We start from the raw sequence: 23,738 nt of genomic DNA on the forward strand, positions 1-23,738 counted from the left end.
TCATTAAGCTTCGCCTCCTTGATTTTCATACGCCATAATCGATTCGACGTCTTTATCGCCGCGGCCTGACAAGCAGACCACAAGCAATTGATCGGAAGACATTTCCGGTGCAATCTTGCCTGCTTGCGCAAGCGCATGTGCCGATTCCAAAGCCGGAATGATCCCTTCGGTGCGGCAAAGAAGCTTGAGTGCATCCAGCGCTTCATCGTCCGTGATCGGTACATATTTCGCGCGTCCTGTATCTTTTAAATACGAATGTTCGGGTCCTACGCCCGGATAATCCAGACCTGCCGAGATTGAATGTGCAGGTTGTACTTGCCCGTATTCATCTTGCAGCAAATAACTCATCGATCCTTGGAACACGCCTTTGGTGCCCAATGTCATCGTCGCTGCATGGAGCGGCGTATCAATCCCTTTACCTGCGGCTTCTACGCCGACAAACTTCACATCTTCGTCTTTCATAAAAGGATAGAACATGCCGATCGCATTACTTCCCCCGCCTACAGCGGCTACGATCGTATCGGGAAGACGTCCTTCTGTCTCCAAAATCTGACGACGTGTTTCGTCCCCGATCACGCGCTGGAAATTACGCACCATCAACGGATACGGATGCGGCCCTACAGCTGAACCTAAAATATAAAACGTATCGCTAACATTGCTGACCCAGTAGCGGAGTGCTTCGTTACCTGCGTCTTTTAACGTCTTCGTGCCGGACACTACAGGAATGACTTCAGCGCCAAGCAGCCGCATCCGAAATACGTTCAATTGTTGACGCTGCATATCTTCTTCGCCCATAAACACTTTACATTCAAGCCCAAACAGTGCAGCCACCGTAGCTGTAGCAACGCCGTGTTGACCTGCTCCTGTTTCCGCAATGACTTTCTTTTTGCCCATACGTACCGCAAGTAAGCCTTGACCTAGAGCATTGTTGATTTTGTGCGCGCCTGTATGATTGAGATCTTCGCGTTTCAAATAAATTTTTGCGCCGCCGTAATGTTCAGTCAGTCTTTTCGCATAATACAGCGAGGTTTCTCGCCCCGAATATTGCTTCAGTAAATCGTTTAACTCTGCATTAAACTCTTCGTCTGCCGCATATTTGAGATACGATTCTTCCAATTCGATCAACGCGTTCATCAACGTCTCGGGAACGAAACGTCCTCCAAAATCGCCGTAACGTCCTTTTGTATCCGGTACTTGTCCAATCATGATTAAAACGCCCTTTCTACGAATGTAGTCATTTTTGCTATATCTTTATGCCCGTCGGTTTCTACGCCACTAGAGACGTCGATTCCGTCCAGTTCGTAATTTCCTACTAATTCCTGCACATTGTCTGGATTCAGCCCTCCGGCTACAAATAACTGCAACCCATACTTTTGGGCAGCTTTTTGATAGAACGGAATCACGTCCCAATTGAAAGTTCGACCCGAACCGCCGCCGTACTCAGGATCATGCGTGTCGATCAGAAGAGCTTGCACGACTCCCTCATAAGCTTTTGCAACTTTTTCAGCTCGATCTACATGACTTTCGCTGTGGTCTTCTCCAATAATCGGTACAGATTTGAAGATCGGTCGTTGAAAATTATCGCCAATCTGTTGGCATAATTCTGGGCTTTCTTGTCCGTGCAGTTGCAAAATGTCCAGCGGCGCTACCGTCAATACCTTTTTCAATTCCGAAACTGTCGGATTCACGAATACTCCGGCCGTTTGTAAATTCGAATGTTGAGGCAGTGCTTGAATCAATGTTGCCGCTTGCTCTGGGCTGACTTGACGTTTGCTTGGAGCAAAAACAAAGCCGACATAATTAATGTTCAATTGAGCCGCTTTTAGCAACGCTTCTGGCGTTCGAATCCCGCAGATTTTGATCTGGGGAACTTGGTTAGACGATACTGTCATACTTTTGTGCCCATGACTTGCTGTACGGCTTGCTTAATATCGGGCTGACGCATAAACGTTTCACCGATCAATACGCCGCTTGCCCCGTGCGAAGCCACATAATCAATGTCTTCAGCTGTTCGAATCGCACTTTCGCTAATCAGCAAAGCCTGTTTCGGAACCCGCTTCGCTAAATCCGCTGTTGTGCTCAAGCTTGTCTCGAATGTATGCAAATTCCGGTTATTCACGCCGATCAGTCCGCGATCCGTAATTTGAAGAACACGTTGCAACTCTTCTTCGTTATGCACTTCGATCAATACATCCAGCCCGATAGATTCCGCGGTTTGTTTGAGAGCTTGCAGACGATCGGTCGGCAAAATAGCAGCAATCAATAGCACGGCGTCTGCTCCGATCAAGCGAGCTTCGTAAATCTGTAATTCGTCGATCACAAAGTCTTTGCGCAGCAGCGGAATATGGACGGCTTCACGAATTTGCGTCAAATATTCAGGGCTACCTTGAAAATAATCCACATCTGTCAATACAGACAAACAATCCGCTCCCGCTTCTTCATAAGAAAGCGCCAATTCTACAGGGTCGAAATCTTCTCGAATCAGCCCTTTGGAAGGCGAAGCTTTTTTCACTTCTGCGATTAACGCGATTTGCGGACGTTTCGGCTGACGCAGTGCGGCTTCGAATCCAAGAGTCGGAGGCAAAGCTTCGATACGACGCCTGGCTTCATCCAAATCCAGACGTTCTTTTAAAAGACGAACTTCGTTTTTTTTCGTTTCGACGATTTTATCAAGATACATATCCGTATTCCTCCGTTGTGCGAATCAGTTGTTGTAATTTATCCAAAGCCAGGCCTGAGTCTACAATCTCTGCCGCTTTGCGTACGCCTTCGGCAAGATCTTGCGCAGCTCCGGCTGTATAGATACAAGCACCTGCATTTGCTAATACAATATCACGTTTGGCTCCGCGTTCACCAGACAGCACGTCTTGTACGATGCGAGCATTATCGGCAGCATCTCCACCTAAAATACCGAGCAGCGGATGACGTTCCAACCCTAATTGCTCTGGCGTAATCTCGTAAGTATGCACAATACCATTACGAAGTTCCGATACCCGCGTCGGACCCGATACACTAATTTCGTCAAGACCGTCAAGCCCGGCAACGACCATCGCGCGCTTCACGCCCAAGTTCCCAAGTACAGTTGCGATTTGTTCAGTGCGCTCTGCATCGTATATCCCCAGCAATTGACGATCGGCTCCAGCCGGATTTGTCAAAGGGCCTAGTAAATTAAATACAGTTCGAACTCCAAGTTCACGGCGCGGCGCCGCGGCATACTTCATGGAAGGATGGTACGTTTGCGCGAACAAAAAGCAAATGCCGATCCGATCCAGACATTCCGCAGCTTGCACCCCGTCGATTCCGATATTAACTCCGAGCGCTTCCAACACATCTGCGCTACCTGCTTTACCGCTCGCTGAACGATTGCCGTGTTTCGCTACGCGAACCGAAGCCGAAGCCGCAATCAAAGCCGAAGCGGTGGAAATATTAAATTTATGAATCCCCGAACCTCCGGTTCCGCAAGTATCCAGTAATTGCTCGCGTACCGTACCTACCGTTCCGGCAAACTTTCTCATCGTTTCGGCAAAACCGGTAATTTCTTCAACTGTTTCGCCTTTCATGCGCAGCGCCAGCAAAAACCCACCGATTTGCGCAGGCGTTGCCGCTCCTGTCATAATATTTTCCATGGCGGCTCTGGCTTGTTCGCGACTCAGCGAAATCCCTTCCGATACTAAAGCTAAAGCCTCTTGGACGGTTAAATTCGTTTGAATCGATTTAGGGTTAAGCGCGGATGGTTGCATACAAGTTCTCTCCTTTAATTTGGAATGAGCTTGAGTAGGTATTGGGCTGGATTCGGTTTTCCGCTTCCCTAGTGCGACCTTACGGTTATAAAAAAAGACCCCCGCTCAGTCGCAGAGGTCTTCGGTTCGAATAGGTTATACCACAAATTACGCAGTATAATATTCGTATTCCGATGGATCGCATTCGTAGATGTATAGCCTGAAAAATTCGCCGTCTATTCGTCGAATCTTAATCTCTATACGTTCACTCTGCTCAGCCTAACTCTGCTCGGTCTGACGGACAATGCCGCCTCGGTTCCTTCGAACCTCACGATTTCCCAGTCCCACCCAAAAACACTCCTGCTTTCAGCGTAGAACTGTAAATCCTTTATGTTGGTTCATACTATACCCGATCTGCAAGACGATAGCAAGTATACAGGGTAAGCATGCTCTATTTTTTTACTTTTGGTTGGCAAGATCCGGTCGAAGCACCGTCGCGCCTTGTTGGTAGACATGGCGTATATCACGCTGACTTTTCTCCGTATTGACTTGAATCATTAGACGAATACAACGCGGCAAGCTGCCTTCTACCGGAACTTCCAATGCGCACATCAGCGGGACAAAATCCCAACCCGACCGACGACGCACGGCAACCGCCGGAAACGCCGCATTCAAGTCATGTGTCACAGTAATCCATACATTGCTGACCGTCTCTGGATCAATATCGTTACGCTCAATCATTTCCGTAACCAACGCTTCGGTTGCGTCGTAGATCTCTTCACGATCATTGTGTTCGACCGTTGTCGCTCCGCGAATTCCCCGATTGTACATTACGATGGTTGTTCACTCCTTTTCAAACGTTCGATAATACGCCTCACAGCGTCTGCTTCTATATCACTGCTTATTTCTACGCTTCCGATTGAGGTCGGCACGATAAAGACCATCTTGCCTTCGCGGAATTTTTTATCGCGCTGCATCGCAGACATCAGCTTTTCGGTATCCATATCTTCAGGCAATGTGATCGGAAGCTCCAAAGCTTGCAGCATCGAGATCGTCTCGGCATACAATCCTTGTGCGCCGCGTTCTTCGCCCAGCATCGCCGCAGCCGCCATTCCGATTGCAATCGCTTCGCCATGCAAAAATTGTCCGTAACCGGCTACGGCTTCAATCGCATGACCCAGCGTATGACCTAGGTTCAAAATCGCACGCAGGTCATTTTCTCGTTCGTCACGCGAAACGATCTGCGCTTTGATTCCGCAACCTTTTTCCAGTCCCATAATCAAAGCTTCAGGATCTAAAGCCAGAAGACGCTGGGCATGTTCCAAACACCAATAGGCAAAAGGTTTATCCCAGATCAGACCGTGCTTCACCATTTCTGCCAAGCCTGCTCGCACTTCGCGCGGAGGCAAAGTCTTCAACGTATCCACGTCATAGAGAACAAGCTCCGGCTGGTGAAACACACCGATCATATTTTTTGCCAAGGGATGATTGACTGCCACTTTGCCGCCTACGCTGCTGTCATGCGCCAAAATCGTCGTCGGCACTTGGATAAAAGCAATGCCGCGCATATACGTTCCGGCTACGTAACCGGCAAGATCGCCGACCACGCCGCCGCCCAATGCCACGATTGCCGACGAACGATCCAATCCAGCTTCAATCGCTTGCGTAATCAGATCGTTGTAGATATCGAGCGATTTACTGGCTTCTCCAGCAGGCACGATTGTGCTAACGACATGATAACCGCCTAAACGAAGCGTCGATTCTAACTGCTCCAGATATAGCGGCGCTACATTGTCGTCCGTTACGATCATGACAGGGCTTTTATTTGGAATACCGACTTTACGAAAATGTTCCGCGGCTTGGGCAAGCAATCCGCTTCCGATCTCGATTGGATACGAACGGTCGCCCAGCTCGACTGTTAAGGTCGTGCTTGTGCCGCTATTCATTAGTAATTCTCCAGTTGGCGCATGTAATTATCATAGTTCGCACGAATTTCTTCCATCGAGTCGCCGCCGAATTTTTCCAAAAAGGCTTTTGCCACTTCCCAAGCGACTACGCTTTCCAGTACAACACTTGCTGCCGGTACGGCGCAAGCATCGGAACGTTCAACTTGAGCGTTGAAAGCTTCGCGAGTATCGATATCAACGCTTCGAAGCGGCTTGTAGAGCGTTGGGATCGGCTTCATTACGCCTCGAACGACGATCGGCATACCGTTCGTCATGCCACCTTCAAATCCGCCGAGGCGATTCGAAGCGCGTGTGTAGCCCGTTTCTTCGCTGTACAAAATTTCGTCGTGAACTTGCGAACCGCGCAGTTGACCTGCTTCAAACCCGATTCCGATCTCTACGCCTTTGAACGCATTGATCGAGACAACGGCTTGCGCGATACGCGCATCCAGCTTGCGATCGTATTGAACGTGGCTACCGAGTCCGATCGGTACGCCTTCTACGATACATTCGACGACGCCTCCTACAGAGTCGCCTTCTTTTTTGATCATATCGATATAAGCTTCCATCTTCTTCTCGGTTTCTTCGTCTACCACGCGAACCGAAGAAGCTTCTGTACGCTCCACCAGCTCAGCTAATGGCAAATGATTTGCCGGAGCTTCAATCTCACCGATTCGCAGAACTTGACCGCCAATACGGATACCGAATGCTTCGAGCAATTGACGAGCAACCGCTCCGACGGCAACGCGTACCGCTGTTTCGCGGGCACTGGAGCGTTCCAGTACATTACGCAAGTCTTTGAGATCGTATTTGAGCCCGCCATTTAGATCGGCGTGACCCGGACGCGGACGATGGACACGACGCTTTTCTTCGTCTGTTCCTTCGATCGGCTCAATATTCATAATCTTCGTCCAATGTTTCCAGTCATTATTTGCGACGATCAGAGCAATAGGTGCTCCTGTCGTTTGTCCATGACGAACGCCACCTGCAATGTCTGCGGTATCCCGTTCGATTTGCATGCGTCGGCCTCTGCCGTATCCTTTTTGTCTGCGCAGCAGTTGAAAGTTCAAAGCTTCAAAATCGATGCGCAGATTACTTGGCATCCCTTCAACAATCGCAGTCAACTGTGGTCCGTGGGTCTCCCCTGCGGTCAAATAACGTAAACTCATGACGCGTTCCCCCTTTTAAACTTTTAAACTGTAAACGGCTAAAATCCGTAAATGTCTTTGCCCATTATAACATCTGCTTGCTACTTCTCCAACCCACCTTTACATTTTGCGTGAGGTGCATGCAGACCTAACAAAAAGCCGCCTTTCTGCTAAGTAGCAAGAAAGGCGGCTTTTGAATAAAAGCTTTAGATTTTTTTGTAGAAGAACGTATCGCACGGTTCCAGCCCGTACTGAGCCGGCGAAAATATCTGCTCTGTGCTTCCGACAAACAGTACGCCGCCTTTACGCAAACTTGCTGCAAATTTATGATACAGCGCTGATTTCGCTTCTTCCGTGAAGTAAATCATAACGTTCCGGCATACGATCAGATCATATCCGTCTTCAAATTTATCCGTCAATAAATTCAGCTTATGGAAATTAACCGCTCGCTTCAATTTATCATCGACTTTGTACATCATGCCTTCGGCTTTGAAATACTTTTGAGCAACTTGCGCCGGAACATCTTTGAGCGAACGCTCCAGATACTGACCGTTTTTCGCTTTCGCCAAAGCGCCTTCGTCCAAATCTGCAGCATTCAGCTTCGAATCGCCAAGAATACCGTGCCCATCCAAAATCATCGCGATCGTATACGGTTCTTCGCCTGTCGAACAAGCAGCACTCCAGACTTTCAGCCCTTTTTTGCCTCCAGCACGAAGTTCCGGAATAATCGTATCGCGCAGGACTTCCCATCGATTCGGGTTACGCCAAAATTCCGATACGTTAATCGTCATTCGGTCAAGAAACTCGAAAAATAGATTTTTATCTTTTTTCATCGCATCAAAAAAATCGGCAAATGTAGAATATCCGTGTTTACTGCGCAATGTCGTCAGACGACGTTTCATCTGTGCTTCTTTGTATTGAGACAAGTCAATGCCTGTACTTGAATTTACACTTTTGATAAAACCACTGTAATCCGGATCATTCGATACCGTCACGTCTTCGCGTCCTGTTCCTTTAATTACATCCACCTTGCCACCGCCTTATCATAATCAAGCTGCTGCGCTTCGGTGAAGAAATTCGCAATTTCCCGCTTTGCACTTTCCGGGCTATCCGATCCATGAATAAGATTAAACGGCGTATGCGACGCAAAATCTCCGCGGATCGTACCTGGTAATGCTTCTGTGACTTGAGTCTTCCCCATTACGATTCGAGATAGAGCGATCACATCATCGCCTTCCCAAACCATCGCGAATACCGGACCTGACGTAATGAAATTTACCAAGTTTTCAAAAAACGGCTTGCCTTCATGCTCTGCATAATGGCGTTTCGCCTGTTCTTCGGAAACCTGCATAAATTGCCCCGCAACCAACTTGAATCCTTTGTCTTCAAATCGGCTTACGATTCGTCCTACCAGCCCACGTTGTACTCCATCGGGTTTGACCATCAAAAAAGTGCGTTCCATCGTTAATCTCCCACTTTCGGCTATGATTTATTATCGGCTAAGACGCTTGCTTTTTAATAGAGTTATACGTTTTACTTCGATAATCCTGCCTGATGATGTGAAAAAAGGGAGATTCTTAAGAATTCGTTTGGCTTAGCGAGAACGTTCCTGTGTATACAGAAGCTACTCCGCTGCTCAAACAAAATCGTGAATCTCCCTTGAATACTCAAGTTAATAAGTACGTCGTGATACAAAGTGTGCAATATCCCGCAGATGGCGACGAGCACGGATATCCGGCAGACGATCCAAAGCATCCAATGCTTTTTGCGTGTAACGATCCGCTAGAACTTCGGCTTGCGCAATTCCTGAGCTATTGCGAATCATATTCACAGCAGCCGTCACATCCGTACGACCGTTCGCTTCGTGAATACGTCCAATCTCGCCGAGCAACGGGCTACGCAATTCTTCTTGTTGCAAAGCATATAACACGGGAATCGTAATATTGCCTTGACGAATATCGCTGCCCGGCGGTTTGCCGATTTGCTTTTCGGTTCCGCATAGATCCAGCAAATCGTCGCGAATTTGGAACGCCATGCCTACATTGTAACCGTAGTTATACAGTTCGCGTGCGATTTCAATCGAAGCTCCGGCAGCCAAAGCACCCAATTGACAGCTTACCGCGATCAACAATGCCGTTTTGCGGCGGATACGAAGCAGGTAACGGCGAATACTTTGTCCGGAATTGAAAAAATCGCGAATCTGCTCCATTTCGCCAATCGACATTTCGACCATCGCTTTCGCCAAAATACGATGAATACGTGGATCATCTAACCCTGCTACGATTTCTAACGCTTTGGCATAAATATAATCGCCGGTGTACATCGCGATTCGGTTGTCCCATTTGGCTTTAACCGTCAATTGTCCGCGGCGTGTCTGAGCATTGTCGATGACATCATCGTGGACGAGCGAAGCCATGTGAATCAATTCCAGCGGAACTGCGATCCGTTGCAACCGATCCAGATCATATGTACCGAACTTTCCGCCCAGTAATACAAAAGCCGGACGAAGTCTTTTGCCCCCCGCTTTGAGCAAGTGCATCGCAGCTTCGCCAAGCGCTTCGCTTTCGACTTCAATACTTTGGTACAGCACACGTTCTACGGCATCCATGTCTTTTTTTAAGGTTCCAAAAATCTCCATTCGTTTCATTCATTCACCCGTATCCGCGTATTGTCGCTCCAAATTCTTATTTCTGCTTGCTGTGGCAGTAAACCCATCTCCCAAACGTACTGGAAATACAAGTTCAGACCTTCCAGTCGCTCCGGAGTCAAGTCATAATTCAGATTCGCAAAATACCCTTGCCAGTAAGAAAGTTCGCCGCCTACTTGCTGCTGAGCTTGAATCGCAACCGGCGTCATATCCTCCATACTCTGACGTTTGCTAGCCGCAAAAGCCGCAGCCAATTCGCCGATTTCATCCGAATAACGCTTCGCAGCCTCTACAGAAACCGTCCATACCGCAAACGTCATACTTTTCCCTGTCCAATTTTTCCATTCGGCTCCGAGATCCGTTACGATATATTCGGTATTTGTCCAATCGGCTCTGATCGCGTGATCGCCAATCAACAATGCCACATCGGCTTGATCTAACATGTCTTCCACATTCGGTTCACACGTCATGTACTCTGGCTTAGCTCCATACGCTTTTTCCGCAATGATTTTCAACAAGTTGACTGAAGTCGCAGATGTATTGGTCAGCGCAATCCGTCCGTGAACCGCCTCTGCAAAAGGTTTTCGTGAAAAGCAGAGAATCGATTGCACCGGACCGTCCGCGCTCACCGACAAATCCGGCAGCAGCAAAAAGTCGTTTGATGCTGTTGCATAAGCAAAAGAAGACACAGGGCTCATATCCAATTTTCCTTCGAGCAACAATCGATTCAGCACTGCCGGAACCTCTGTTTGCGTAGTCGATGGAAAGCTAAGCGAAGACGGATCAAAGCCATGGTAGACCGGCCAAACATTCGTATATAAGATACGCCCTAAACGCATAGGCTCCCGATCACTCATGACTCCTCCCCCCATCTTTTAAACAAATTATGTGGTATTCCAACACTATCCAGTATTTTACCGACTAGAAAATCAACGATTTCCTCCAAAGTACGCGGGCGATGGTAAAAAGCGGGCATAGCCGGAATCATTTTGACACCGAGTCGTGATAACTTGAGCATATTTTCCAAATGGATCGCATGAAGCGGTGTTTCTCTGGGCACGATGACGAGCGGATGCCCTTCTTTGAGCATGACGTCGGCAGCCCGGGTCATCAGGTTATCTGACGAACCGTGTGCAATCGACGACAATGTGCCCATCGAACAAGGAGCGACGATCATTCCTTCTACCCGGAAAGAACCGCTTGCGATCGAAGCTCCGATATCTCCGACCGGATGATAAACGAACTGCCCGGCGCGACCTCCGAAAAGGCGCTCAAGCTCAGCTTCCCGACTCGAAGCGTCAAGATCCAACTCTTCTTTGAGCACGCGCCAACCTGCATTGGAAATCACCAAATGCACGGTAAATCCTTGATCCAGCATTTCTTCCGCTAATCGTACGCCATAAATGCTGCCGCTCGCACCCGTGATACCCAGTACCCAGTGCTTGCCAGCGCCTAGAAGTTCATTTACCAAAATTTCACCACCAAATCAATCAAAGTGAATACGAACACGATACTGCTCAGCCAACTGTTCATTGTGAAAAAGGCAGTCTGTACGCGGCTAAGATCGCTTGGTTTGACGATAAGGTGTTGATAGAACAAGATCGAACAAGCGATGATTACACCTACCACATACCACCAACCGAGCGGTGTAATAAAAGCAAGCGAGATCAAGCCGATTGCGGTAATCACATGAAACCCTTGCGCGATTTTAAGTGCTTTTTCTAATCCAAAACGACTTGGAATCGAATAGATGCCTTCTTTGCGGTCAAATTCAATATCGTCACACGCATAAATCACATCAAATCCAGCCGTCCAAAAAGAAACCGCAATATAAAACACAAGCGATGACCAGCTAAAACTATCGGTAACCGCTGCCCAGCCGCCAAGCGGAGCAAGCGCGATGGTCGCTCCCAACACGACATGGCATAACCAAGTGAAGCGCTTCGTATACGAATACAGCACAATCAAAACAAGGGCGATCGGGAATAAGGTCAGCGCAAAACGTGACAATTCAAACGTCGCCCACAAAAACAGCGCCAAAAAGATCACGACAAAAATCGCGACTTCACTCGTTTTGAGTAATCCTGCCGGAAGAGCACGCTTTTCCGTACGTGGATTTTTGGCATCGATATAACGGTCAATCAATCGATTCATGCCCATTGCTGCGCTTCGAGCTCCGATCATCGCCAGCAAAATCCAACCGGCTTGTGCCCAGGAAGGCAAATGCCCGTTAATGACGACCGAGCCCAACATCATGCCCATAAAAGCAAAAGGCAAAGCAAACAACGTATGTTCTATCTTAATCATTTCTAAAAAAACACGGATTTTCCCGAACATTCTATTTCTCCTTAATTCCGATATGCAGTGCCGCGACTCCGCCTGTTAATGGATAATCTTCCACTTGCTTCAGACCCACATCGCGGAACGTTTGTGCTAATTCTTTGCGTCCGGGAAACGGCTTGAGCGATTCCGGCAACCACTTGTATTGCTCATAGCTTTTCGCAAAAACTTTACCGAACAATGGCAAAATTCGATCAAAATAAAAATAGTATAGCCCTTTGAAAGGTTGCTTTGTCGGTTTGGACACTTCCAGACAGACTACCATACCGCCCGGTTTTACCACGCGGCGCATTTCTTGCAACACTTGTACCAAATCCGGTACGTTGCGCAGACCGAAACCGATCGTTGCATAGTCAAACGAATTGTCTTCAAAAGGAAGCTGCATCGCATTGCCTTGAATCAGCTTAATCTGATCGCCGTAAGGGGCAACTGCGATTTTTTGGCGCCCGACATCCAGCATCGCCTGACTGAAATCAAGCCCGGTGATCGGTCCACTTTTGCTGGCTTCTGCCAAACTTAATGTCCAATCGCAAGTCCCGCAGCACAAATCGATCGCACTGTCGCCTGGAGAAACCGCCATTTTGCGCATCGCAAATTTCCGCCATGTTTTATGGCGATTGAAGCTGATAATATTGTTCATCCGATCGTACTTCGGTGCAATCTGCTGGAAGACGTCGTGAACGTGTTCTTCTTTCGGTTTCGACGAATCCGCCATTATCCGATCACCGTTCCTTTCGTTTCTGCCAACGTTTGAAAATAATCAACGATCGGCTGAAGTTCTTCCCGATCAATAGATGCTGGAAGCTGCGAAATGCCGTTTTGCAATTGTTCGATAAACTGACGAAGAAGAGTCGTAAGCTCCGCAGAATCGTGAGCATCAGCAGAAGCCGAACTTCCGCTCAATCGGAAGCTGAACACATCTTGATCTTGTCCGCTAAGCGCGATCAATTCGTCTGTAACGGCTTCGCAGCGTCCTACCGCGAACAACAATTGACGCCAATGCGGAAGCAAAGACTCTTGCAACACATCGTCAAAGCCCTCGAATAGGCGCACCTTAATCCCGGCCACCTGATCGAAATATTCGCTGGATTGAATCATTTCTCCGTTTTCAATCCGCATATAAAGTTCCATTTTTGCGCGGTTCATATCCGCGATTGCACGGCTAAGTTTGGCAATCATCGATACTTCGCCTGCTGCTGCCAATAATTCGTAAAAGCGGCTGCTGTAATAATCGCCCGCCAATACTTTAAGCTGGCGAGTCCGCATCGCCTGCTCTTCTTCGCTATCGTCTCCCGGTGCAACTCGGTCATGAATATCCAGACCGTTTTGCAAAAGAGCCGTCGCAATTTCGTACACTTCGCTTAAATGGGCAGATTCCGAATGTTCCAGGAATACATGCAATAAACGAAGGCGAGCGTCCGGCAGCGCAGGGGTTGGCGTATGTTTGCGGATCATATCATATCCGGCATATTTCTCGGTTTTCTCCGGTACGCAGTAAGGTTTCATCAATAGGCCTCCGACTTTTTACAACGTTCAACGCTATTTTTGTCACAATCTTTTCTAGTATAGCATACGCTTCTTCAAACAACTAACGCAAACGTTTAAGATTCAGTCTCGATATTGCCGTGTTTCGTAAAGACTGTCGCTTTGCCGCGGACTTTGATTGCCGACGTATGATCAGTAAATTGAGCGATCAAAACTTCGCCTTTGTCCAACTTTTCGGTATGATGAAAACGAGTATCTTGTCCGCGCGTCAATCCAATTACATGTACGCCATTTTCGTGGGCTTTGATTACAACGTAATCTGCTTTTTCCGAATGTTCTTCCATCTTTAACCCTCCTGTCGATTGGATGAAGCTTGTATATAAATGGTTATTTCGAAGCATATAAAGAAAAAGGCCGTGAATGTGTATTCACGGCTTTCTTCCATGTTCAAAATCTTCAATCCCTAAAGGATTATGTAGATTTTATTTAATTCCGTCTTTCAGGGCTTTGCCCGGTTTGAAAGCAGGAATCTTGCTTGCCGGAATTTCGATCTCTTCACCCGTTTGCGGGTTACGTCCTTTACGAGCAGAACGTTCGCGAATTTCGAAGTTACCGAATCCAACGAGTTGTACTTTTTCACCATTTTGCAGAGCTGTAGCGATCGCTTCGAAAACAGCGTCAACCGCTTTGGTTGCTTCTTTTTTCCCAAGCTCCGATGCTTCTGCAACGTGACTGATCAGATCAGATTTGTTCATGCGTTTCACCTCCCGTTACATTCATAGCCGGCTGCCCAGAACCTGCGTTCTGTAGGCAACAAACCTATAGTAATACACCAGGCTTATAATTTCAAGCATTTACACTGTTCAATTCCAAAAGTCTTCGTCCGACTCTTTTTGCCGCTCCAACTGTAAACGCACCGCACGTTTCAAAGGATCTTCCGGAAGAGTGACGGATACATCTGCACATACTTTCGCTTGACAACCTAATCGCACACCATTTTCCAAACTCGTGCCCAATTTGCGACGTTCATTTTCAAGTGGTGGTAAAACACCTTCACCGTTCTCGATCACGACTTTGCACATCAAGCAGCCCATACGTCCTTCACAGCGAACCGGAATATGGATTCCGGCAGTTCGAGCTGCTGCAAGTAATGTGGTTCCTGAACGAACTTGTATATGTTTCCGGTGAGGTAAAAACAGCACATTGTGACGTTCTAGCGACATCTCTGTTCCTCCTTATGCCAAAAGCAGCCGGCATACGGCGCAGATTCAGTGCTCTAACTTACGTATGCCACTGCTGCCATGTTTCTTGCGACATGATTTCCATTTCTGTTTTCGGACCGCGTCCCATTAAGGTTTCGACAGCTGTTTTTGGATCAAGCCCTTCAAATAGAACATGATACAATTGCTCCGCAATCGGCATTTGGACTTGGTATTTTTGAGAAATAAAATGTGCCGCTTCTGTTGTTCGAATCCCTTCAACAACCATCCCCATCGAATCGAGCACTTCTTGAAGAGGCTTGCCTTGACCCAGCATATAACCCGCTCGCCAGTTCCGGCTATGTTTGCTTGTCGCGGTTACAACCAGATCGCCTACGCCAGCAAGACCCGAAAATGTAAGCGGATTCGCTCCCATTTCGGTTCCGATTCGCGTGATCTCGGCAAGTCCGCGCGTAAGCAATGCTGCTTTGGCGTTATCGCCATTATTCAGCCCGTCAGACATCCCTGCGCCAAGCGCAATAATGTTTTTGAACGCACCGGCAAGCTCTGCTCCTACGACGTCACGGTTGGTGTATACACGGAAGTAAGCGTTCATAAACAGATATTGAGCACGCTGAGCAGCTTCTTCATTAGAGCAAGCCACGGCAATCGTCGTCGGCAATCGTCTTGCTACTTCTTCCGCATGACTAGGCCCGCAAATGACTCCAATTTTCGATTCTTCACAGCCTAATTCTTCAGCGATCACGGTAGACATCCGCTTCAATGTCCCGACTTCCATCCCTTTTGTGGCATGAACACATAACATTTCTTCGTGCCAGAATGGCTTCAAAGCTTTAGTGACTTCACGCATTGCTTTGGACGGAGACGCAATCACGACTGCATCTGCGCCGCGAACCGCTTTTTCCATATCGCTTGTCGCTCGAAGCGAAGACGGTAGTTGAACACCCGGTAAAAATCGCGAGTTCTCATGTTGCCCGTTGATTTCAGCAACATGCTCCTCGTTACGTGCCCATAGCCAAACATCGTGACCGTTATCAGCAAGTACCATTGCTAAAGCCGTTCCCCAACTGCCTGCCACCAATACGCACACCTTTTTAGCCACGGTTGTTCCCCTTCCCGCCGGATTTCGAACCCAGCTTGTTCTCTGTTCCGTTTTTCAACTTGACCAGATTGCTGCGATGACGCCATACGGCAAGTGCCCAAATCGCGATTGCAATTACAAGTACGCTTATCCCGTAATCATGCCAACCCACAAGGTTGTACACGATCAATACGATAGGAGTCAGTGTTACGAATAACAATGAGCCGAGCGAAACGTAGCGGGTCAGCACAATAGCTAAAATACCGAACACTCCGGCAATCAACGAAGGGACAAAACATAAAGTTGCCAATACCCCGATCGTTGTCGCAATTCCTTTGCCGCCTTTGAAATGGAAGTATAACGGCCAGTTGTGACCAATTACAGCTGCAAGCCCTGCAAGTGCAGGCGTCCAATCGAAATCTGGAGCCAGCCAGCGTCCCAACCAGACTGCAAGAACACCTTTCGCGATATCCAGAACAAGTACCAAAATAGCGGGCCCTTTTCCCAGTACCCGAAGTGTGTTGGTCGCTCCGGCATTTCCGCTTCCGTGATTACGAATATCAATGCCTTTAAACAATCGGGCAAATAATACGCTGAAACTGACCGAGCCGAGCAAATACGCCGCCACGACCGCGATTATCGAAAATATCATGGTTCGCTCCCTTTCGTGCAACTCAACTTTTACATGACTTCACGATGCCAAAATAAAAATGGATCAGTCTTTGTTATCTTCGGATTTACGTCTGGTAAAGATTCGAATCGGCGTACCTTCGAAATCGAAAGCAGCACGGATTTTATTTTCCAGATATCGTTCGTACGAAAAGTGCATCAATTCCGGTGCGTTAACAAACACGACGATCGTTGGCGGTTTAACAGCAACTTGAGTGGCATAGTTAATCCGCATCCGGCGTCCTTTGTCTGTAGGGGGCGGGTTAATCGCTACTGCGTCAGAAATTACATCGTTCAACAATCCTGTAGCAATACGACGCGAATGTTGTTCTGCCGCTTGATTCACGACAGGAAGCAATTTTTGTACACGTTGCCCTGTTAATGCAGACAAGAATACGACTGGCGCATAAGTCATGAACAAGAAATGGTCACGAATACTTTTTTCGAAATGCTGCATCGTTTTGTCGTCTTTTTGTACAACGTCCCATTTATTTACGACGAATACGGAAGCTTTACCTGCTTCAAGCGCATATCCAGCAATATGCTTATCTTGCTCGATAATGCCTTCTTCGCCATTGATTACGATAGCTACAACATCGGCACGCTCAATCGCGCGCATCGCGCGCATGACGCTATATTTTTCCAGGTTTTCATACACTTTGCCGCGCTTACGCATACCGGCTGTATCGATCAACGTATAACGTTGTCCGTCGCGTTCGAATTCGGTATCGATCGCGTCGCGAGTCGTTCCCGCTACATCGCTGACGATTACGCGTTGTTCGCCCAGTAGAGCGTTCACAAGCGAAGATTTACCTACGTTAGGGCGACCAATCAATGCAATACGGATAATATCTTCGTCATGCTCCTCATCAACGGCTTCGGGTAGATGCTCAACAACCGCGTCAAGCAAATCGCCGACGCCGCTACCGTGAGCGCCAGATACGCCGATTGGTTCTCCCAGACCTAGATTGTAGAACTCATAGGTATCGTCCATCCGACTCATATTATCGACTTTATTGACTGCCAAAACGATCGGCTTTTTGGAACGATAAAGCATTTCTGCAACTTCCGAATCTGATTGGGTCAGACCCGACTTCGCATCGCACATCAATACGATAACATCCGCTTCTTCGATCGCAAGTTCGGCTTGAGCTTTGATCGATTTGAGGATTTGTTCGTCGTTCAGTTCGATACCTCCGGTATCGATAATGCTGAACGATCTTCCGTTCCAGTCACCTACACCATAAATACGGTCGCGTGTGACGCCCGGTTTATCTTCGACGATCGACAAACGATCGCCAATAATTCGATTGAAAATCGTAGATTTGCCTACGTTAGGACGACCTACAATTGCAACTACGGGTCTTGCCATTTGTGCATTCCTCCTTGTCAGCATCTGCTGATTTTTCCCGTTACACGACAAGAAACGGCTAAACCAATCCATTGACGGATTAGCCCCCGTTTCCCATCGGTAGATTCGGTGCAAAAAGTTCTTTTTTACCGATCTATCCGTATATTGCACAAACGGCGAACCCGCAGCGGGTTCGCCGTTTGCTCGTTACTATGCGAATTCCTGAATTATTCTTCCGATTGACCCAGTTTTTCTTTGAGTGCAGCAAGGTCAAAACGCTCGCCCAGCGAAACGTTCATGCTTTGGTTGCTCAAGGAAACGTTAGGGTTGTCGATTTTCTCAACGCGAGGTCCTTTATCACGGCCTCTTCCGCCGCCCGATCTTTCTGGACGATCTGTGCGTTCTGGACGCTCAGCGCGAGCTTCACCAGCAGGAGCTTCTTCGGTTTCTTTGATGCTCAGGCTAATGCGTTTTTCCGAAGGGTTAACATCCAAGACTTTAACTTGAACGCTTTGTCCTTCTTGCAGAACTTCCTGAGGCGTACCGATGTGCTTGTGGGAAATTTGCGAGATGTGAACCAGACCTTCTACACCAGGAGCGATTTCTACGAATGCACCGAAAGGTACAAGACGTTTTACTTCGCCTGTGATGATTTCGCCTTGGTTGAACTTCTCGGAAGCTGTTTCCCATGGACCTGGAGTAGCAGCTTTGATACTCAGGCTGATTTTGCCTTTTTCCGGATCAACTTTAAGGACTTTTACCTTAACGCTGTCGCCTTCGGATACTGCATCAGATGGTTTGTCAACATGGTGCCAAGCCATTTCAGATACGTGAACCAGACCGTCAACGCCGCCAACATCGACAAATGCGCCGAATTGAGTCAGACGTTGTACTTTACCTTCGATCACTTGTCCTTCTTGAAGGTCAGCCATCACTTTCACTTTGTTTGCTTCGAATTCTTCTTCAAGAACGTCTTTAGCAGACAAAATGACTTTGTTGTTTTCGCGATCCAATTCTTTTACGCGAACACGGATTGTGCGGCCTTTATATTCGCTGAAATCTTCAACGAAATGACGCTCAACCATCGAAGCTGGGATGAAAGCGCGCAGACCTACGTCTGTTACGATTCCGCCTTTAACTACGTCAGTGATCGTAACTTCGAAGATTTCTTTGCTAGCCAATTTTTCTTCGAGTTGATCCCAAGCTTTTGCACCTGCGATCGCACGTTTGGACAGAACCATTTGCTCTTTGTTGTCGTTCAAGCTAACAACTTTAGCTTCAACTTCTTGTCCGACTTCAGCGCCTTCTTCAAGCTCGCTAGTTGCGATAACGCCGTCGTATTTATAACCGATACTAACATACGCTTGATCAGCATCCAATTTTACGATTGTACCTGTAACAGTGTCACCTTTTTTCACGGTAACTACTTGCTCCAGTTGATCTTGCGTAGCTGTTTCTTCGTTTACTGCTTCATTTTTCGTTTCTTCCGACATGTTAAATACCCTCCTCGATTCAAAACCCTCATATTTAAACCCGCGGTGCGCAGAGTTCAAAACTTAATTCCTGTACACATGAATCTGATCTGCATCAAACCCATTGCAAGTGTGCTTGGCGCACGATCGCATCGACAACTTCATCAATCGTCATCTCTGTCGTATCCAGCACCGTCGCATCATCCGCACAAACCAACGGAGATACTTCGCGATTACGATCTAATTCATCGCGCTGTGAAATTTCATTTTCGAGCTGTTCAAGCGTAATCGTTTCTTCGGAATCCGGCAATTCCCGGAAGCGTCTTTCGGCACGTTCCCTAACGGTCGCGGTCATAAAGATTTTCACTTCTGCATCGGGAAGTACAGTTGTTCCAATATCGCGTCCATCCATCACAACACCTTTGCGTAACGCCAGTTGTCGCTGTACGGCTGCTAATTTTAATCGCAAGCCTTCGATTTTTGCGTAGTGTGAAACATTCCGATTCACGGCAAGGGATCGAATATGATCCGTTACATCTTGCCCGGAAAGCCAAACTTGTTGACCTTCTTCTCCAGGTACTAACTCGATATTCAAATGATTCATTCGTTCGAGAACCGAAGCCTCGTCCGAAGCATCAATATCCTGGTTCAGCATATCCCATGTTACAGCACGGTACATTGCGCCCGTATCGACATATACATAAGAAAGCTTAGCAGCGACTTGACGCGCGACCGTACTTTTTCCTGCTCCCGCAGGACCGTCGATCGCAATGTTGATTCTGAATTCCCGTTCCCCGCTCAAACTGGACAAGGGGCCATTCCTCCTCAAAATCGTCTATCTGCGCAAACAGATAGGCTTCTCAATCAATAAAAAAGCAGGCTGGGCCTGCGACATTAAAAATTATAGCACAAGCCTTTTGATTTTGCAAAACGTCCACAAACAAAAAACGAAAATTGTCAACGCTTATATTTTATATAGAAAACCTTTGAAATCATTAACGATTCCGAAAATCAAGTTGACGTTCAAAACAATACCGAATGACTTTTTGACGTTCTGTGTCCAAAATTTGATTAAAGTGTAAGCTAACCGTGTTTCGACCTGTTCCCGGTTCTTTTACGCGCAATACTTCTCCTCCGAAAGGAACATGGTCGATGCTTCCACTTTTGTAACCCAGCAAAATCCATCCATTCATGTTTTGATTCGCTTGAATATCGTATTCCGCAGGTGAAGTGAATGACAATCCGCCTCCACTTAAATCCGAAGTTATCGCTGTAAAACGGAACTGCGGATCAACGATCGCAATTTCTACTTTTGCTGGCACTCGTAAATAATGTCTACGTTGAATTTTGGAAATATCTTCAGGTAGAGGTTTGCTAATCCGCATTAAAGGTATAGAGTCGTCGTTGTCGTAACCCAATACATGCGAAGTGAAATAATATTTAACGCCGTCTTCTGTCATATGATAAATAGACAATTCTTCGCCCAGAGGAAGCCGGTGCATACGCCCTCCACGCATCGGAATTTCTACTTTTAGAAATTGATCGGTCATTTCCGATATTCGCGAACGGTGTTCGTTTTCTATTTTGGCTTCCATAGATACGGGCTGCATAAACAGCATATCATTCGTTTTTGGATACATTTTCGATCGCCCGCCTTTAATAAATTTGCTTTTAGCATCGGCAATCTCAGTATAGCATGGACCTTTAGGGTTGTAAGCCTATTCTCCTAAAAAACGCAAAGAAAGCCTATTCTTAAGCTTCTAATGAGTTAGAAACAGACGATAGACTTCTTTTCACACTTATAAATTAGGTCTTTGGAATCACCGTGAATCTTTGTCCGATAATGACTTTGAAGACGGGTTAGAACCCGATATGAAAGGATCTTCTTTTTTTAAAAAACGAAAAGGAGAACGGTTATTGGCTTTCATCACTTTGTCCATTCCTCCATACCACATGAGCGCCATGAACGGAATGATATACCAGAGCCAATAATGACCGGACATATTCAAAATCATATCGTAAATACCGTGCCACAAAAACGGCATAACTAAAGATAAAGCAAGGAATTTTTTGCGTTTGGAAATATGCGCGAATTTAGCTCTGCCCATATAATAGCCCATGACGACGCCAAACATCGCATGACCGGATACCGGAAGTAAGCCTCGAATCAGAAGTGCGCCAAAAGAAGCTTTAAGATAAAACGCATATAAGATATTTTCTAGCGTTGCAAATCCAAGCGCGACCGCAACCGCATATAAGATACCGTCGTAAGGCTCGTCAAATTCAGTATGGTTATAAATAAAATGATACAAAACGAACCATTTGAATGCTTCTTCGACACCTGACGAGATCCCGAATGCAAATAAATAAGGATTATCGCCAAAAGCTCGCAAAAGGCCTTGTTGCACGATCGAGATCGGAAGCACGACCAAAAAGCCGAGCAAAAACATCCGTATGACCATATGTAAAGGCTCGGCATCATATTTGTCTTTTAGATAAAAATAAAATAGCAGCGCAACGCCCGGTGTAATTGCAGCAACGATGATCGATAAAGCAAACAATGCCTACTCCTTTCTCGCATATCAAAAGCGAATTTATGAATATAATCACGTCAAAACAGAAACCGCCGCCTCGGCAAGCGAGGCGGCAGTATTTCTTACGAAGTCAGGCGCGGCGATCGAAGTGTGTGCAAATTTGAGCAACAGCTTGATCTGCCATAACCGTCTTACCGTATTCCTGAAGCACGGCCGGTGTAACCGAAGAAGAACTACCGAACTCAGCAAGCACCGCTACAAGAGAGGCATGTACTGAATCTTCCATATCTTCTGTAGAAAAATGCAGGAAATAAGCATTGTTATAATGGTAAAGCGCACCGTTTTCGGTCACGCGTTCACGCAATACGTGAGCCGCTTCGATCAAAGGATCGATATCGTGGAAGGAGTAAACAACGGTATCGTTTGCCTCCATGGTCACTTCCATTTCATACACTTCATCCGGCATTTCTTCGTCTCCCGGTTCCGAATGGAGCGGATCGTATTTCCCTTTGGTGACGACAACTACCATACCTTGGGCAGGAAGGGCAAACACTTCAACCGCTAAAGGACCTGTCGCATCAAAGCCTAATTCCGTATAAGCTTGATCCATCATCTCGGTAAACAGTTCATGGACCCTCGGAATCTCCTGCCACATGTCTTCACGCTGAATACCTCGTTCGTTCAGATCATCGGAAGTGAGGAAAATGCGAATTTTATCCTGACTTAATCGTTCAATTTTCATGACAGGACCCTCCTTTTGGAGTCGATTTTTTGTCAAAGGCATCCCATTGATCGACATGTTTTTGTGACGTTCGCAAAAGGTTTGAAAACAAATCTCAAAAACAAGCCTTATGGTCTTGTTTTATATATAACCACATATTTATGTTATCACTTCTTTCCGCTAATTGCACGCTTGGAAATTGGAATTCATGAAAGGTTTCAGAGTGGAATGTAAAGGTTACAATCTCGTGATGTGCTGTAAACGTCTTTGCAATTGTGCTAAACTTTGAAAGAGTTACATAAGTTTTGGCTAAATTCTAGGCAAAGCATAAATGGATGACAGAAAGCGAGTTGGATAATTAATGTGGAAAAAAACGGCCATGTTCTGGCTAGCAGCCGGCATTGTACTTGGCGCTTGCGGGAGCACTGCCGACGAACCAAAAGCGGCAAATTCTGAGCAAACCCAAGAATCACAACCTGCGACGTCTGGAGAGACATCTACAGATCCGCAAGCCGCTTCACCAAGCGAGGCGTCATCGACAGAAGAAACGAATGAGCCAGCGGCTCAAAACCCAGAAACAGCGGCTGCGCCGGACTCGACTCCTGCCACTTCTTCCGAGACGGTAGACGAGACTACGCCAACAGATCAAGAAGCTGACGACTCTGGCGATACCGCCGAAGCTGCTGAAGTTCCGATCGAATATCATATGAATGCGAATTATGATATTGTTCCAAACGAAGATAGCGATGCACCGAAAAAAGTGGTGTTATTAACTTTTGACGATGGCCCCAAAGAAGCGGAAATGATCGACGGGCTTTTCGACACGCTGGACAAACACAATGCTAAAGCCATCTTTTTTGTGAATGGATACCGCGTCAAGCAGCATCCCGAACTTTTGAAACTGATTCAAGAGCGCGGCGGCATTATCGGGAACCATAGTTACGATCATATTTATTTGAATAAACAAACAGACGCTGAAATCAAAAAGCAAATCGAAAGCGTGCAAACGATCGTTGAAGATACGATCGGCGAAGCGCCACAATTTTTCCGCCCGCCTAATGCGGCAGGTAATGACTATGCCCATCAAGTTGCGAAAGAAAACGGTCTGCTTTATATGACATGGTCGGTAGGCTCGCTCGATTGGGTGAACCAAAACGATCCGAAAGCGGTTGTCGACAATGTATTTGATCAACTTCATGCGGGTAGCAATATTTTGATGCACGAATTGCCGTGGACTGTCGAAGCACTCGACGATCTGCTTACCAAGCTTGAAGCAAAAGGGTACGGATTTGTAGACCCTCGCGCGATCGATACAACCAAACAACCTTAATACCTGTTATCATATCGCAAAAAGCCCTCCTTTTTCAAAAAAGGAGGGCTTTTATATATCCCTGAAGCAGGATTT

The 23,738-nt window shown here is 47.0% G+C and carries 27 protein-coding genes; 1 reads left to right on the forward strand and 26 read right to left on the reverse strand.

Translation table 11 applies throughout. The features are described 5' to 3' along the window. Positions 1–3 precede the first annotated feature (3 nt). The 26 genes from trpB to NOM90_RS02970 all read right to left on the reverse strand — a co-directional run bounded on the left by trpB (position 4) and on the right by NOM90_RS02970 (position 22,354). Positions 4–1,203, reverse strand: a complete 1,200-nt coding sequence (trpB, locus tag NOM90_RS02845; RefSeq protein ID WP_255940527.1) for a tryptophan synthase subunit beta — start codon at positions 1,201–1,203, stop codon at positions 4–6. Positions 1,204–1,208: 5 nt separating this feature from the next. Next, positions 1,209–1,892 carry a phosphoribosylanthranilate isomerase gene (locus NOM90_RS02850; protein WP_255939856.1) on the reverse strand — a complete coding sequence of 228 codons (684 nt, stop codon included), beginning with the start codon at positions 1,890–1,892 and terminating at the stop codon, positions 1,209–1,211. Beyond that, positions 1,889–2,680 (reverse strand): indole-3-glycerol phosphate synthase TrpC, encoded by a 792-nt coding sequence (trpC, locus tag NOM90_RS02855; RefSeq protein WP_255939857.1) that lies wholly within the window; start codon positions 2,678–2,680, stop codon positions 1,889–1,891. The genes NOM90_RS02850 and trpC overlap by 4 nt, the downstream gene beginning before the upstream one ends. After that, positions 2,670–3,710 carry an anthranilate phosphoribosyltransferase gene (trpD, locus tag NOM90_RS02860; RefSeq protein WP_255940529.1) on the reverse strand — a complete coding sequence of 347 codons (1,041 nt, stop codon included), beginning with the start codon at positions 3,708–3,710 and terminating at the stop codon, positions 2,670–2,672. The genes trpC and trpD overlap by 11 nt, the downstream gene beginning before the upstream one ends. Positions 3,711–4,178: 468 nt before the next feature. Then, entirely contained in the window at positions 4,179–4,550 is a 372-nt protein-coding gene (gene aroH, locus NOM90_RS02865; RefSeq protein WP_255939858.1) for a chorismate mutase, read from the reverse strand. Then, complete coding sequence (gene aroB, locus NOM90_RS02870) at positions 4,550–5,665, reverse strand: 3-dehydroquinate synthase (protein ID WP_255939859.1); 1,116 nt, start codon at positions 5,663–5,665, stop codon at positions 4,550–4,552. The genes aroH and aroB overlap by 1 nt, the downstream gene beginning before the upstream one ends. Beyond that, positions 5,665–6,834 (reverse strand): chorismate synthase, encoded by a 1,170-nt coding sequence (gene aroC, locus NOM90_RS02875; RefSeq protein ID WP_255939860.1) that lies wholly within the window; start codon positions 6,832–6,834, stop codon positions 5,665–5,667. Before aroC ends, aroB begins: the two co-directional genes overlap by 1 nt. A 185-nt stretch (positions 6,835–7,019) precedes the next feature. After that, the gene (locus tag NOM90_RS02880; RefSeq protein ID WP_370866557.1) at positions 7,020–7,841 is read right to left on the reverse strand and encodes a CheR family methyltransferase; all 822 of its coding nucleotides are present in this window, start codon (positions 7,839–7,841) and stop codon (positions 7,020–7,022) included. Beyond that, on the reverse strand, positions 7,832–8,275 hold the full coding sequence (gene ndk / locus NOM90_RS02885) for a nucleoside-diphosphate kinase (RefSeq protein ID WP_255939861.1): 444 nt from the start codon (positions 8,273–8,275) through the stop codon (positions 7,832–7,834). The genes NOM90_RS02880 and ndk overlap by 10 nt, the downstream gene beginning before the upstream one ends. A 210-nt stretch (positions 8,276–8,485) precedes the next feature. Beyond that, the gene (locus NOM90_RS02890) at positions 8,486–9,460 is read right to left on the reverse strand and encodes a polyprenyl synthetase family protein (protein WP_255939862.1); all 975 of its coding nucleotides are present in this window, start codon (positions 9,458–9,460) and stop codon (positions 8,486–8,488) included. Further along, the gene (locus NOM90_RS02895; RefSeq protein ID WP_255939863.1) at positions 9,457–10,317 is read right to left on the reverse strand and encodes a menaquinone biosynthetic enzyme MqnA/MqnD family protein; all 861 of its coding nucleotides are present in this window, start codon (positions 10,315–10,317) and stop codon (positions 9,457–9,459) included. Before NOM90_RS02895 ends, NOM90_RS02890 begins: the two co-directional genes overlap by 4 nt. Beyond that, positions 10,314–10,931, reverse strand: a complete 618-nt coding sequence (locus NOM90_RS02900; protein ID WP_255939864.1) for a UbiX family flavin prenyltransferase — start codon at positions 10,929–10,931, stop codon at positions 10,314–10,316. Before NOM90_RS02900 ends, NOM90_RS02895 begins: the two co-directional genes overlap by 4 nt. Next, complete coding sequence (locus NOM90_RS02905; RefSeq protein ID WP_255939865.1) at positions 10,925–11,797, reverse strand: UbiA-like polyprenyltransferase; 873 nt, start codon at positions 11,795–11,797, stop codon at positions 10,925–10,927. Before NOM90_RS02905 ends, NOM90_RS02900 begins: the two co-directional genes overlap by 7 nt. A gap of 1 nt (position 11,798) precedes the next feature. Beyond that, positions 11,799–12,515 carry a demethylmenaquinone methyltransferase gene (locus NOM90_RS02910; protein ID WP_255939866.1) on the reverse strand — a complete coding sequence of 239 codons (717 nt, stop codon included), beginning with the start codon at positions 12,513–12,515 and terminating at the stop codon, positions 11,799–11,801. Next, complete coding sequence (locus tag NOM90_RS02915) at positions 12,515–13,306, reverse strand: heptaprenyl diphosphate synthase component 1 (RefSeq protein ID WP_255939867.1); 792 nt, start codon at positions 13,304–13,306, stop codon at positions 12,515–12,517. Before NOM90_RS02915 ends, NOM90_RS02910 begins: the two co-directional genes overlap by 1 nt. A gap of 95 nt (positions 13,307–13,401) precedes the next feature. Then, positions 13,402–13,629 (reverse strand): trp RNA-binding attenuation protein MtrB, encoded by a 228-nt coding sequence (mtrB, locus tag NOM90_RS02920; protein ID WP_255939868.1) that lies wholly within the window; start codon positions 13,627–13,629, stop codon positions 13,402–13,404. Positions 13,630–13,767: 138 nt separating this feature from the next. Then, entirely contained in the window at positions 13,768–14,040 is a 273-nt protein-coding gene (locus NOM90_RS02925) for an HU family DNA-binding protein (RefSeq protein WP_037289272.1), read from the reverse strand. Between the two features lie 108 nt (positions 14,041–14,148). After that, complete coding sequence (locus tag NOM90_RS02930; RefSeq protein WP_255939869.1) at positions 14,149–14,508, reverse strand: 2Fe-2S iron-sulfur cluster-binding protein; 360 nt, start codon at positions 14,506–14,508, stop codon at positions 14,149–14,151. A gap of 58 nt (positions 14,509–14,566) precedes the next feature. Next, a complete protein-coding gene (locus tag NOM90_RS02935) occupies positions 14,567–15,607 on the reverse strand; it encodes an NAD(P)H-dependent glycerol-3-phosphate dehydrogenase (RefSeq protein WP_255939870.1) in 1,041 nt (346 codons plus the stop codon). Further along, positions 15,600–16,238 (reverse strand): glycerol-3-phosphate 1-O-acyltransferase PlsY, encoded by a 639-nt coding sequence (gene plsY, locus NOM90_RS02940; RefSeq protein ID WP_255939871.1) that lies wholly within the window; start codon positions 16,236–16,238, stop codon positions 15,600–15,602. Before plsY ends, NOM90_RS02935 begins: the two co-directional genes overlap by 8 nt. A 63-nt stretch (positions 16,239–16,301) precedes the next feature. After that, complete coding sequence (der, locus tag NOM90_RS02945; protein WP_255939872.1) at positions 16,302–17,627, reverse strand: ribosome biogenesis GTPase Der; 1,326 nt, start codon at positions 17,625–17,627, stop codon at positions 16,302–16,304. Positions 17,628–17,833: 206 nt separating this feature from the next. Beyond that, the gene (rpsA, locus tag NOM90_RS02950) at positions 17,834–19,099 is read right to left on the reverse strand and encodes a 30S ribosomal protein S1 (RefSeq protein WP_255939873.1); all 1,266 of its coding nucleotides are present in this window, start codon (positions 19,097–19,099) and stop codon (positions 17,834–17,836) included. A 94-nt stretch (positions 19,100–19,193) separates the two neighbouring features. Then, entirely contained in the window at positions 19,194–19,889 is a 696-nt protein-coding gene (gene cmk / locus NOM90_RS02955; RefSeq protein ID WP_255939874.1) for a (d)CMP kinase, read from the reverse strand. A gap of 184 nt (positions 19,890–20,073) precedes the next feature. After that, positions 20,074–20,718 carry a flagellar brake protein gene (locus NOM90_RS02960; protein WP_255939875.1) on the reverse strand — a complete coding sequence of 215 codons (645 nt, stop codon included), beginning with the start codon at positions 20,716–20,718 and terminating at the stop codon, positions 20,074–20,076. Positions 20,719–20,898: 180 nt separating this feature from the next. Further along, on the reverse strand, positions 20,899–21,639 hold the full coding sequence (prsW, locus tag NOM90_RS02965) for a glutamic-type intramembrane protease PrsW (RefSeq protein WP_255939876.1): 741 nt from the start codon (positions 21,637–21,639) through the stop codon (positions 20,899–20,901). Between the two features lie 103 nt (positions 21,640–21,742). Further along, positions 21,743–22,354 (reverse strand): genetic competence negative regulator, encoded by a 612-nt coding sequence (locus NOM90_RS02970; protein WP_255939878.1) that lies wholly within the window; start codon positions 22,352–22,354, stop codon positions 21,743–21,745. Between the two features lie 340 nt (positions 22,355–22,694). On the opposite strand from NOM90_RS02970, the gene NOM90_RS02975 reads away from it, so the two are divergent. After that, positions 22,695–23,663, forward strand: coding sequence for a polysaccharide deacetylase family protein (locus NOM90_RS02975; RefSeq protein WP_255939879.1), 969 nt, complete (start codon positions 22,695–22,697; stop codon positions 23,661–23,663). Positions 23,664–23,738 lie beyond the last annotated feature (75 nt).

Source organism: Saccharibacillus sp. JS10 (genome assembly GCF_024436065.1).
Classification (GTDB): domain Bacteria; phylum Bacillota; class Bacilli; order Paenibacillales; family Paenibacillaceae; genus Saccharibacillus.